Source organism: Massilia varians, assembly GCF_027923905.1.
GTDB classification, from domain to species: domain Bacteria; phylum Pseudomonadota; class Gammaproteobacteria; order Burkholderiales; family Burkholderiaceae_D; genus Telluria; species Telluria varians_B.
The window spans coordinates 4,599,187-4,612,082 of record NZ_AP026966.1; the positions used below are offsets into that span (position 1 = coordinate 4,599,187).

Annotated in this window: 9 protein-coding genes; all 9 read right to left on the reverse strand. The window is 52.1% G+C overall.

The features are described from left to right. Window positions 1-194: 194 nt before the first annotated feature. The 9 genes from MasN3_RS20770 to MasN3_RS20815 all read right to left on the reverse strand — a co-directional run bounded on the left by MasN3_RS20770 (window position 195) and on the right by MasN3_RS20815 (window position 12,884). Window positions 195-2,405: a YjbH domain-containing protein gene (locus MasN3_RS20770; protein ID WP_307730425.1), complete on the reverse strand. Its 2,211-nt coding sequence runs from the start codon at window positions 2,403-2,405 to the stop codon at window positions 195-197. Window positions 2,406-3,403: 998 nt separating this feature from the next. Continuing rightward, entirely contained in the window at window positions 3,404-4,276 is an 873-nt protein-coding gene (locus MasN3_RS20780; protein ID WP_281909886.1) for a glycosyltransferase, read from the reverse strand. Window positions 4,277-4,446: 170 nt separating this feature from the next. Continuing rightward, window positions 4,447-5,268: a 2OG-Fe(II) oxygenase gene (locus tag MasN3_RS20785; protein WP_281909887.1), complete on the reverse strand. Its 822-nt coding sequence runs from the start codon at window positions 5,266-5,268 to the stop codon at window positions 4,447-4,449. 1,428 nt (window positions 5,269-6,696) lie between these two features. Continuing rightward, complete coding sequence (locus MasN3_RS20790; protein WP_281909888.1) at window positions 6,697-7,197, reverse strand: WbuC family cupin fold metalloprotein; 501 nt, start codon at window positions 7,195-7,197, stop codon at window positions 6,697-6,699. Beyond that, the gene (locus MasN3_RS20795; RefSeq protein WP_281909890.1) at window positions 7,194-8,471 is read right to left on the reverse strand and encodes a glycosyltransferase family 4 protein; all 1,278 of its coding nucleotides are present in this window, start codon (window positions 8,469-8,471) and stop codon (window positions 7,194-7,196) included. The genes MasN3_RS20790 and MasN3_RS20795 overlap by 4 nt, the downstream gene beginning before the upstream one ends. A gap of 15 nt (window positions 8,472-8,486) precedes the next feature. Then, window positions 8,487-9,620 carry a non-hydrolyzing UDP-N-acetylglucosamine 2-epimerase gene (gene wecB, locus MasN3_RS20800; protein ID WP_281909892.1) on the reverse strand — a complete coding sequence of 378 codons (1,134 nt, stop codon included), beginning with the start codon at window positions 9,618-9,620 and terminating at the stop codon, window positions 8,487-8,489. Further along, on the reverse strand, window positions 9,610-10,623 hold the full coding sequence (locus MasN3_RS20805) for a polysaccharide biosynthesis protein (RefSeq protein ID WP_281909894.1): 1,014 nt from the start codon (window positions 10,621-10,623) through the stop codon (window positions 9,610-9,612). Before MasN3_RS20805 ends, wecB begins: the two co-directional genes overlap by 11 nt. 17 nt (window positions 10,624-10,640) lie before the next feature. Continuing rightward, on the reverse strand, window positions 10,641-11,510 hold the full coding sequence (locus MasN3_RS20810; protein WP_281909895.1) for a dTDP-4-dehydrorhamnose reductase family protein: 870 nt from the start codon (window positions 11,508-11,510) through the stop codon (window positions 10,641-10,643). 189 nt (window positions 11,511-11,699) lie between these two features. Further along, on the reverse strand, window positions 11,700-12,884 hold the full coding sequence (locus tag MasN3_RS20815; RefSeq protein ID WP_281909897.1) for a hypothetical protein: 1,185 nt from the start codon (window positions 12,882-12,884) through the stop codon (window positions 11,700-11,702). Window positions 12,885-12,896 lie beyond the last annotated feature (12 nt).

Here is a 12,896-nt window from a genome sequence, read left to right on the forward strand (position 1 = left end):
TTCCTATCCGTAAGGATACCGCATCGACTGTGTTTGGTGGATCAGGGGGCTATCTCATTTCTTGAACCTGTCACTATATACTAGTGATTTTCTAGTAGCAACTATTAGAAGTCGGCGCTGCTTGTTAAGTGGTTGAAAATCAACGGAATCTCACCCAATTGTCACACCCCGTACAACCTCATTGAATACGCAAATTAATTCATGAGTGTCGTGTACTGGCGGAACGCGTTTCGCATCCGCGGCATCTGACGCACGATGTATTCACGCCCGATCCTGCCCTGGTTCAGCAGGTTGACACGGGCGCTGTACGCCATTGGCACTTCTTCCAGCACGCCCATATTGATGCAGTTGCACTGGCCCGGACGCGCATGCTTGGTTTCCACCCGCGCCATATAGCTGCCCGAGCCTTCCAGATGCGTCCACCCCGGCCGCATGCCCTTGCGCGGCGTGAGCGGCAGCGCAATCCCGAAACCGATCCGGGTTTCTGCTTCGCTGCGCTTGACATAGGCTTGCGCCTGCACGTCGCCGAACCAGCGGCTCACCTGCAGGAAGGGCCCCTGGTCTTCGCCGCGGTAGCGCTGGTAGCCCCCTTCGATCGTCGCGTTCAGCGGCGCATAGTTCCACATATAGGAAACGGCGCCCGTCTCGATCGTGTCGGTGCGGTAGCGGAATTCTTCGCGCATACGGGTGTACTGCAGGCGCACCTGGTCGTCCGTGCCAGGCACGAACCAGGTGGTCTCGTTCTGTACGCCCTTCAGGTCGTACTGGTACTTGCCGGCAGACGTCACATTGAGAATGTCATCGGTGAGCCAAAAAGCCTGGCTCAGCACGGCGGTACGCAGGCCGTCGCGTTGCTGGGCCCAGCCGAGGAAGCCGTGCGCCACGTCATCCGACTCGGCCACCGTGCGCAGGTAGCTGGTGTACACTTCCGCGCCCTTCCAGACCGGCACCAGGGCCTGCACGTTGGCCGCCAGGCTATAGTCGAGCACGCCTTTTTCGGTCCCCACGAAATGCACCGTGCGCGGCTCGAGACGAATACGCGAGTAGCCGCGCGGGCCTTCGCTGGCATCGAGCCACTGGACACCGCGACCGCCATCGGGACGGAACTGGAAGGACAAGGCCGACTGCGCCTCGCGCCACTGCCCGTCCTCCAGGAAGCGCCGGTAGCTGGTCTTCTCGACCGTGGTCTTGTACAGCTGCAGTCCGGTCTTCTTGGTGACCACCGACACATAGCGGATGTCGGCCGGTGCCAGTGCCACCGCCGCACCCAGTGCAATCCCGATGGCGTCGACTTCGTTCTGGTTGTAGCGGTGGTTTTCATACTCCACCACCATCTCAGCGCCGCGCTTGCCGACGCGGACCCGTTCCAGGCCGGCGTCGATCAGTGCTTCGCGGATGCGTGCCATTGCGTCGCCGGCCAGCATGGGGGTGGTCGCCGCCGCATGGCGAGCCGGTTCCAGAATTGCGTAATTGGACGCGTAGGCGCTGGTAGCAGCCGTGGGCGCCGCAGCACTGCGAGGAAGCGGCTGGGCAGGGGTTGCCTGAGCGCTGACTTGCTGCTCTGCTGCCACTGGTCCTGCCGGGACAGGATAGGCTTGCGCAACCGCTGTCGCCGACGGCGTTGCGCGAGCCGGCACCTTCCATACGCGGCCGTTCTCGCCAATGGGAATGACCATGTTGATCCCGAACGCCGAGCGCTCGTACGGCTTGCCGGCCGGCGTGGTCGTGCTGAACGCACGCTGGGCGGTTAACACGAAACGTGCGTTTGCCAGTTGTGTGATCGTGGGGCTGGCATAGCGCAGGCCGAGGTTGTTCGACTCGCCGTTGCGTTCCAGGATGACGGAAGCTCCGGTGTTCCACAGCGGGACTTCGGCGCTGGCGAAGTAATTGCCGAGGTAATCTTCGCCTTTGGAGGCGCCGACGATCCAGCGGACCGGGCCGAAGCTGTCGCTGACGGAGACGTACTTGGACTTGAAGAAAGATGCGCCACCACTCAGATCATTGATGCCAACTGCTATGTCGGGCTGACCGGCAAAAAATCGCGGCAACATGAACTTAACGTTGGCCGCGAGATCTCGAATGCCAAGCTCGCCGTTGGGTTGAGGCATCTCGGCCAGCCGTGCGGATATTTCCAAATGCGGCATCAGGCCGAGCGCGAACTGGTAGTTTTCTGCTCCTCTGAACCGCGTAAAACTGGGACCAAGATGCTCGTTATAACCGAATACCATTTCGCCATCGGCTAACGTTCGGCCATCGGGAATATTAAGTGTGCCGGATGATCCTGATGTTGAAATAGCCGACACCCGATCCGGAGCGTTTGCCCAAAACGGCTTAATCCCATCTCGAGACGCGTTAGCAGTAAGAATTGGGGACAAAAATATCACACAATATAAATTATGTCGCACTGTTTTCAATTAGATCGATGCCGCCCTGCGAGAAGCGAGATTAAAAAATTTGATAAAATCCAAGCATGATCAGCATGCATGTTATGCCCCATACTCAGAATGCTTTCTAAAACTTCATACAATTTTTCTCTACAGCACCACTTGCGGCGAGCAATAAAATACTGGGAACACAAATGTCTGCCCATCACCCAGCGCAACTGTACTAACAGCGATTTTTAGATCAAATCATCGGTTGATCGATGTATAATCGATTGGCACACTACGCTCTTTCATCGTTTCTTGATTTACCGATAGCTCAGCGAATAAGTCATATAGCACTGTATGCAAACTGAGGTGACGTCGATTAAGATACGCCTCCCTTGAAACTGGGCATGTCGAACTAGAATGGCACCATTAGTCTCGGAGTTTGAGTTGTAGTCTTCATCATGACTGCAGTTGGCCGGCGTTACCCATGATTCTCCTTTCGTGCGACTGGACATTTTTTCCAGTCGCAGCATCCGTTAGACAAGTCGGCGTCTATATCGCTTCTAGTTCCGCTACTCGCCTCCACTGTACTTGTCCGCGATAAGCACACCGCCGCCAATGCGACTGCGATAAACACTGGCAGGCTTCTTGTAACAACCTTGCGCTACAAGGCGCTCAACGAGAATATTATCTAAAGACCATCCGCGCCCGTCTATATTGGTCGCCTGCCCTGGCGCTTGCGCCCGTTCATGAAGCCCCCGCTATCCGTGGTCGCTGTTAGACATCTTAGGTCGGCTACGCTCGCGCAGGGTGTCTTCAAGCAGAACTATGCATCCATGCTATTGCTGATCCGGCAGAACAGTACCTTAGTACATTCTTGCACAGAAAATAGAACGAGATTTAGTATTATCAACATTAATTGGCTTCCAAGTCCAACAATATTTGATATTGGCGAGTTGCTCTGTCGAACGCTCCTCTTTCGCCACCTGCTTGAACAGATTGTAGCTAACACCTAGCGCAACTTTACACGTTTCTCACGCCATGACTTTACGCAGAAAATTTTCCGCGGATGCTGGCAGTTGGGGGATGTCGGCCTTCCCCATGTGGCGCAACACTGCCCTTTCAATCGACACGGAAGAAAGAGGATCGAAGGTCTCGGCAGGCATGCACACGTCACGAACGAAATCCAGTTCGCCCGCTAAGATCGGCAGACCCAAAGTGCTTGCCTCAATCAGCGGCAGCCCAAACGATTCGCTCAGGGATGGAAAGATTAGTGCGCCCGCACGTTGGTACAGCAGCGGGACCTCGGCATGGGGTACAACTCCGACATCCTCGATTCTTAACCCATACTCGGCTACTTGGTCAGCTACCCATCGCTTCAATTCGATATCGCGTTGGGATAGTGTCAACGCTAGCCCAGGGGTCAGACCGCGCTTCTTTAGCAGAATCCAAGCCTGAACCAAGGTACGATGGTTTTTATGCGCTTCGCCATCCGCTACATATACGAAATCGAATGACTTTTCGCTCGCAGCAGCAGCCTGCTGGAAAGGTACCGCGAAGGGTAACACCTTAATGTCGACAGGACCATTCCCATACCATGTCGAGAGCGCACGCGCCATTGAAGGTGTTTGCACCCAGTACGTGTCCACGCGCTGCCTGAACGCCTTGCTGACGAACTGCTCTCCCCACAAGCGCAAGCGCGTTCGCAATGCGAAGCGTTTGAGATCTACTTGGCCTAAATAATTACGATTCTGCTGGAATAAGACGACTTTAGCAGTGCTGGGCATCAAGGGCGGCAATCCGTGAAAACAGAGCACTGTGTCGTCTTTCTTGGCGGTGGCCGCAAGCGACCACTCGGCGCGTAGGCGAGACGGGAAGGAAGCTTCGACCCAAACGACTTCGTTCAAATCTGGCAGGGTTAGCAGGTGTCGAGCACGCCGGTCCAACCAAGCGGTGAAGGGCTTCCCTATAGGCCAAGCGCAAAGTAAAGCGTTTAGTAAAACCAACCCTCCGCCCGTGTGAACGTTAGGCGCGTATATAAGCAGTCGTCCCTTACCGGCAAGGGTCATGGTCGTGTTCACTGTTTAGCGCCTTCGTACACGTCTTTTTTACCGAGGCCTCGGGGAGCGACTGCGCGCAGTCCTTGACGCAACGAATTGTCGATTCGAGCGAGTGCGCGCTTGATCGGCTGGTTTGGCCAGGCGCTGAAGGATGTAACGTTGAAATAATTTTCGCCCGTAGGGGAGCGCGGGGAGAAATAATAATTCGATACGCAGCAACGCGTCCTGTCAATCACAACTGGGCTGACTGAGTGCCAGGATGTCGGTGTCGTTTCCATGAGCGCCAGGCGATTGAAACGGCTAACGATAGTCGCATTCTGGCGAACCGCATTATCCCACAGTTCGAGGTTCCCTCCATTTTCAAATTCCCAATCTGGCGTGATGTAGTACAGCAGATTAAGCGTCCGATAGTATTGTCGGCTTGCCTCGTGCGAATTATCGATATGCGGACTAAGGTAATGGCCTCTCACCATAGCGCTCAACCCACCTGCATAAAGGCTGGAATCTGGAATCTGTTCTTGGATACCAGTAATGCGCCCCACCACCTCAATAACTCGCGGGTCTTGGATGGCGAACGTCACATCTTTAAGGATGGGATCGAATTGATCAAAATTCTTGGACGTTAACTTCTTTTCCCTGAAGCTGTCCATGAGCCTCATAGCCTCAGGCTTGGGAAACGCACGATAAATGCGCTTTGCAAGTATTGGCGGAAGTAAGTCGTCGACGAAGCAATAGCGTACACCGACTTCAGACGCCGACCGTTGGAACATCTTTGCCAGCGCGGCTTCGTCGCGTTGGATTCGCTCGACGATGAGCTCAACAATTTCTTCTTTTGACATTTCTCTCTCGTTTATTAAATATTAACTTTTCTTAAACAACGACGATGCGGCGGAATGCGTATATTATGCCATTTCGTTCTAAGCTGAGATAAACCCCACGTCGAAAGTGGCCCTTAACCAACACGCTGTAAGCTTCGTTATTTTCCGCAGCAGACGAGTCAGTTTAATCGTCGTGTCGCTGGCCTAGATTTGGAAGCGGCTCTCGTCGCCCTCGTTAAAGGCAGAATCTGTCTATGTTGCAAGCACAGTCATGCGCACACCTGAGGCTTTCCTATAAATCTTGATTGATCCATTACTGCGGAACACGAAGTGATAGCCGGTATATTCTTCATTCCTGTCGATGAACTCTTTATCGTCGGTATCGATGAAAACCGACGCCTTCGACTTAAATCAACGTTGAGTGTGGCGCCGAATCCGCTGTTCAATTCAACGCTGTAAGAGATGGGTTTCGCTTCTCTATTGATTGGGAATAAGTAGCCCTGCGGGCAGCTCTTGTAAACGGTGCTAATCAGATCGTAGCGCCTGTACCTATCTGCGCAAAACTTACCTCGGAACGGCACCGATGAGCTTGTCACTATTGAAAGGCATTCCTGCTATTAAGATTCCATTTTCGAAATCGTCTGTAGTGTACAGGGATAAATTCCCGCTCAGATAGGTCGCGACGTCCGAGAAAAAGCTCTTTACTCCAAGTAGCAGTTTGGCAACGCATATGTAGCGCTGGTTCATAGTTCGCACTAGTACATTGATGCGCGTGTTCGTCCATGCGCGCGTCTCTGTAGCCGACATGTTTGAGCGGAATACCAGCCCAGGTAGCACCGCTTGCAAGTGACTCCTGTGGCCACTGGACGTTACAAAGGCGAAGGCTTGATACCCCGCTTCCGCCGCTTGCTGCACCGAAACCATTTGCATACCTGGAATAAGACCTGATCCTTTCGAACATGTTCTGAGGTGAGGGTTGCTAATAAAGATTCCATCATGCGCCCATCCTTGTCTTCCGAGGCGAGCGACCTAACTCCTTTGCATCGATTGACCCAAGCATCGCGAACACAACCGTAGTAAGCGGTATCAGTCTGTCTTGGGTACAGCGCAGCTGCTCCACGGTGCGCAATATACAAGGGGTTTCCGTTCAGCGCATTTAATGTTGGCACCAATAAATTGCTTATCGGTGCCTCGTATACGCCGGGGCCGTCTTGCGAACTAGGAGCACTTGTCAAAGGCGTTACAACCTTCGGCAGCATCACACCCTGGGATGGCGTGACCACATCCGCACCGCTGTCTGCGTCACCACATCCTTACATCAAATTACCTGCCAGCAGACCTCCTACCAGTGTACCTCGCCTCAAATTTGGTTTCATTCACTGACAGGTCTTTGTTTTCGTATCGAAGGGTTGTGGTGATGCAACGGACGTCAATGCCCTTCGTGCATCGTTATATGCGGAGAAGCCGCACGCGATTGCGCAGCCAGTCCAGATAAGCGGCGCTGGGCTCGCTGCCTTCCGGCGGTGCCCAAGGGGCCCATTCCTTGGCCTTAGAAGAATCGAATGGTCCGGCTCTTATCTCAAACAGGATCGAACCAGGCTCATTGGCAATTACGGTATGCCATACCCCCGGCGGCACTTCCACACCAATACTTTGTATAGGTTTGCCCGCTGTTTGCGCCCCAAATTCGATCGCGCCGCTAATTTCCCCGGCCTCATTGAAGGTGATGAAAGTCAGTTCACCGCGAATCCCCAGCAGCGTTTCGATTTTTGAGTCCTGTGAGTGACGATGAGGGCGAATATAACTGTTCAATTCAATGGCATTGAACAAGCGCTGCACAGGATCATCATGGGTACTATGGATGTTAAAGTGCTGCCGCTTCCTCACAGAACTTTCAGCCTGTATTACAAGATTGTCCAGCATTAAGCTGGAAAGGTCCACAACACTCATGCTTCCTCTCGCTGCAGGTCAGTTTCGTCGACTTCATGCCCCAAGCTTGCGCGTGCTGGGATTGACGAACCAGCCAGAACACGCTTACGTCCAGAGGCGACGAGTATCTGAGCGACCACCGCTTGCGGTGAGAACATTTTCGCCGCTAGAGCGCGGCAGCGTTTCGAAACGCTCCGATCGAGCTTGTAGTCGTCAACGAGCTCGCACGCAAGTCGTTCTAGCGTATCCAGGTCGTGATTGCCGCAAGCCTTCCCTACTTTCTCGCGCTCGATTAGCGTTACCAGATCATTGCCAGCGTTGATGTTTGCCAGTACCGGCAGTCCCGCCTGCATATAAGAAAGGAATTTTCCGGGAATGTTGTGCGTCTTGTGACGTGGATCAAGCGCCACAATGCCGATTTGACACTGTGCATACAGCCCGACGATTTCAGATGGATCGATCTCGTCATGAAAAACAACGTTTTCCAGACCGCGCCGTATCACGCTTTCCTGGAGGCGCCTCACTTCGCTACCACGGCCGACAAACAGGAAGCCGATGTCTTCACGCGTGCGCAGACGTTCGGCTAGATCGACCAAGATATCCATGCCTTGCGCGACCCCCATATTGCCCGCATAGACAAGAATAGTCCTGCCCGCCAGTTTTCCGTCGGCGACACGAATAGTGCATCCGATATCCATTGTATCGGCCAGCCAATTCTGCAATACCTCCACGCGGCGCGTAGAACGCTTTGCCCAGCGGTTGAAATACGGAAGGTTTGCAGGTGTTTGCACGCCGATCGTGTCGGCTACTGAATACTGGTACCGTTCCACGATCTTGAAGAACCAGTATGGAAGTCCGCGGCCCATAAGTCCCATATCGACCGCCCATTCTGGGAATATATCGCGGACGATCAGATACGACGGACAAGCACTTTTGCGCTTGAGCCAATGGGCGACGGCGCCGAGGAAAATTGACGGCGAATACCAGACTACGCTGTCCCAGCGTACCTGCGCGAGCGGACTTCGGGACAGATTCCTAATCATTGCGACAGGCGTCAGCAGTTCGGCGACGGTACGCTGCAGATAACCAACATCTTTTGTCTGGGGCGCGTCAAGCCGGATCACTTCGATACCGTCCATATCTTCTCGCATCCATGGCTTGCCTTGGCCAGGCGCAGGGACCACCACGGTCGGGTGGTAGCCTTGCCGGAGATATTCTCGCGCAAGATCACGCATCTGAACCGCAGCGGAAGTCCGCATCGGAGGGAATGCATCGGCAATCAAAACAATACGCATCAATGTTGCTATTCTCTAAATTTTCCGCCAGACTTTGCGATTAACGAAATCGGTGTAACTTTGAATTATACGAAGCATCTTCTCGGAAACATTCCCTTGGGAATAATCGTTTACGAGACGCAACAGTCGTTTAGTCCCGCGTGGTTGGGTCGCAAGGATGTCGAGACCTTGCAGCACACGTTCAACGCTTAAGCCGACCATCATGACAGCAGCCTCCTCGAAGCCCTCGGGACGTTCATGCACTTCGCGTAGGTTGAGTGCCGGGAAATTTAGTATGGATGATTCTTCAGTGATCGTGCCGCTATCGGACAACACGGCACGGGCACGAGTCTGCAGGCTGATGTAATCGAAGAAGCCGAACGGCTTATGGAATTGCACCAGCGGATGCGCTTCCATGCCGAGCGCATCCAAGCGCTTGCGGGTACGCGGATGGGTCGACACGATAACCGGTTCCTGGTGGCGCTCAGCCACGGCGTTGAGCACGCCGAACAGGCGCTTTAGGCTCTCCGGACAGTCGACATTCTCTTCGCGGTGCGTACTTACTACTGTATACGCCCCATCAGCCAGTTGCAGGCGCTCGACTGCATCTGATGCCTGAATACCCGGCAGGTAATATTCGATGACTTCACGCATCGGGCTACCGGTCTTGATCACTTGGTCCGGGGGTAGACCCTCGCGCAGCAAGTAGTCGCGAGCGATGTCGCTATAGGTCAGATTGATATCCGAGGTATGGTCAACGATTCGACGGTTAATTTCTTCCGGCACCCGGAAATCGAAGCAACGATTGCCGGCCTCCATGTGGAAAATTGGAATCTTGCGACGTTTTGCCGAGATTGTAGCGAGGCAGCTGTTGGTATCACCGAGCACAAGCACCGCTTCGGGGTTGTGTGTGCCCATTGCTTGGTCGGAGGCCTGGATCACCTGCGCGATCGTTTGTGCGGCGGTCGCACCTGCTGCTTCTAAGAAGAGATCCGGCTTGCGAATGCCCAGGTCGCGGAAAAATACCTCGTTGAGCTCGTAGTCGTAGTTCTGCCCCGTATGCACGAGCACATGCTCACAGTGTTCATCGAGCTTAGCGATTACACGCGACAACCTGATAATTTCCGGTCGCGTACCAACGAGAGTCATAACCTTCAGTTTAACGGCCATTCACAGCCTCGCGAATCAGGGTCAGGCGCATTAGGGTTTCCTTGACGCCATGAACATTTAAACGGCGCGTGTTATGTGAGGTGTAGTCGTCGAGTTCCGAAATCTCGGTTTCGCCCTCGACGAAATACTTGTTGTAGTTGAGGTCGCGTGAATCGGCAACGATGCGGTAGTAATCGCCGAGGTCTTCCGAACGAGCCATCTCTTCACGCGAAACCAGCGATTCGTACAGCTTTTCACCATGCCGGGTGCCGATAATCTGGATTGGGTTTTCCTTGTGCAGCAATTCTTTCATTGCCTGCGCCAGATCGGCGACGGTCGATGCCGGCGCCTTCTGAACGAAAATGTCGCCTGGGCGGGCATGTTCGAAGGCATATAGGACCAAGTCGACTGATTCATCGAGGGACATCAGGAAGCGCGTCATGTTCGGATCCGTCACGGTGATCGGCTTGCCGGCCTGCAACTGTGATAGGAACAAAGGAATAACCGAGCCACGCGATGCCATGACGTTGCCATAGCGCGTTGCGCATAACACGGTTTTCTCGGGATTGCAGATGCGCGACTTGGCAACCATGATTTTCTCCATCATTGCCTTCGACATCCCCATTGCGTTAATGGGATAGACAGCCTTATCGGTGCTAAGCACCACGCAGCGATTAACACCCCGTTCGATCGCTGCACGCATCACGTTTTCGGCACCCAACACGTTGGTGCGAATCGCTTCCATCGGATAGAACTCACAGGACGGAACCTGTTTCAGCGCTGCCGCGTGGAACACATAGTCGACGCCGTTCATGGCGTCGTAGACACTATCGTAATTGCGAACATCGCCAATATAGAACTTGACTCGATCATTTTTGAGGGAGATACGCATATCCTCCTGCTTTTTCTCGTCGCGGCTAAAGATACGGATCTCAGCAAATTCCGAGTCAAGGAAACGCTCAAGCACAGCGTTACCAAAAGAACCAGTTCCGCCGGTGATCATCAATACTTTGTTTTTGAACATTCAGTAATCCCTAAGTCTTATTTGAAATTATGCATTAAGCGAACAAGTTCAGGCCAGCTTGGCGGTACAAAACCTGTCGCTTGACGAAAACGGGTGGAATCGAGCGAACGGTCGATCACTAAGCTGCTGTCACGAACGATGTTGATCTGTTTTCCGTATACTTCTGCGACGAGCGCCAGCAGATCGAATTTGTTGATCGGCTCGGCGGAAAGGTTGTACACACCCTGTAATTCACGGTGAGGGATCACGAAGTCGCGAATTACACGCGCCACTTCTATAGTCGGCAAACCTGAAAATATAGCACGATCGAAACCGCAAACCTTTCCTTTTTGTCTCAAGAACCATCCAATCAGGCTGGTGTGACGGTCGAGTTCATGGCCAATGATCGAGGTCCGCAGCGTGATCGCATGCGGGTAATCGACTTCACCGAGAAATTTGCTGCGGCCATATAAATCGTAAGCATCGCTCGCGTCGTCCTCGGTATACATTCCTTTCGCACCCGAAAACACACAGTCTGTACTCATATGGACGAAACGTGCATTGACCAATGTGCACAGGCGGGCCAGACGATGCGGTAGCAAGGCATTGATTGGAATCGCCTGCAGCGGATCGTCGGCCTGGGTCAATTGCTTTACTAGGCCAATACAGTTGATGACAATATCCGGACGCACGCGGTCCAGTACTGCGACCATGCTGTCGGTGTTCTCGACGTCCACACCATCGATAACATTGCTGCGCACCGGTTCAGGCAACATTGCGAGCGCATTCTGGGAACGGACCGTGCCGTATGCATTAAACCCTTCCGACGATGCAAACAGCCGCAACATGGCATTCCCGAGCATTCCCGAGGCCCCCAATATCAGGACTTGGACCGGCATATCGTTCATTTTTCTCCCTAATCTTTTGAAATCTTGCTTTATTACAGAATTATCACTGACACGGTATATTAAAGATGCGAAGCCGTGATTTCGCTAAATGCACTGACAGTCATCCTAAGCAATGTCCCCGGAAAGAATTCAAAAAATTTTCAAGTCGCAGTTATTTGGGCGTTCAAAACTACGCACTCACGGATATAATTATGCAAAAATAAACTTTTCTTTGCACTGAGTATTTCCAAACAAAAAAGCTCCCACAAAAAACAAGAATACTCCTGGCGAAAAATAGCCATAACCACGGAAAAACATCTCAGGAATAAAACCGACAACCAATGATGCTCCAATAAGGCGATGAAGCGAGGAAGGGTCGTATCTTTTTGAATGATCGATTACAAAACGAGCAGCATTATAGGCGAACACTAGATAGGAAAATACAATTACCATACCTACAATTCCAAACTCTGATATCAATTTGCTTGCGACAAAAGATCCATCGTTTTTATTAAGATATTTACCTGAGAGAGAATAGATTGTCTCAGACAGTTCACTCGGCGCTAAAATTCCCATCGATTGAAAACCGGTCCCAAACCCGTATCCATACGCGACCGATCTACGGGCATCATCCCAACCTTGAATATAAGTTAGAGAAGTAAGATTGGTAGAATTAACAAAATCAAGACGCTCTGTAAAATACGTCAATCCACTATAATTTTTCAACAGTAAAACACCCAGGAGGGGGACAAGAAACAAGCCTAAAGTTAAATATCGTGCTCTTGGAAAGAACATAACACTCATGAGGATTGTAAAAGCAAGCATAACAACGCTCTGTAACAATAGCGCTAATGCCCCTGTTATAATCATAAGCAATAAGCGAATTCTTGACGTAGAAGTAACTCCTACTACGATACAAATTGGCCCTGCAGCAAGAGCATAATGACTTGGCTCAGCAAATGGAAAGACCGCTTTAGCAAATTTCGCATAACCCAAGATTGCACTCAGCGGCATTATCACGCCTAAAAACCCTATAACACATTGAATTTTGCAAAGACTCCGAAACACCTTTAACACTTTGCAAAAATCACTGGTAGATAATATTTTAAAATAAGTCCATGCGGCCAAATAGAGAAAATATAAAGCAACGACTTCCACTATTTTTTCGTAATGACCATCCTGTTGTGGAATAATAGTAATTATTAAATACGCAGCAACTGCATGAGCACTTGTCCATGTAGCTCGAGTCCAAGTCATTGCAAGGAGGATTCGGATACCAACACCAATATGAACCAAGCAGAAAGCTAACACACCAGTGGCCATGGAGGGCTGAGCAAATACAACATAACCTATAGCAGGTGCAAAAAGCGTAAGCCCAAGCAAAAAGGTGATCATAATATCCTGCGA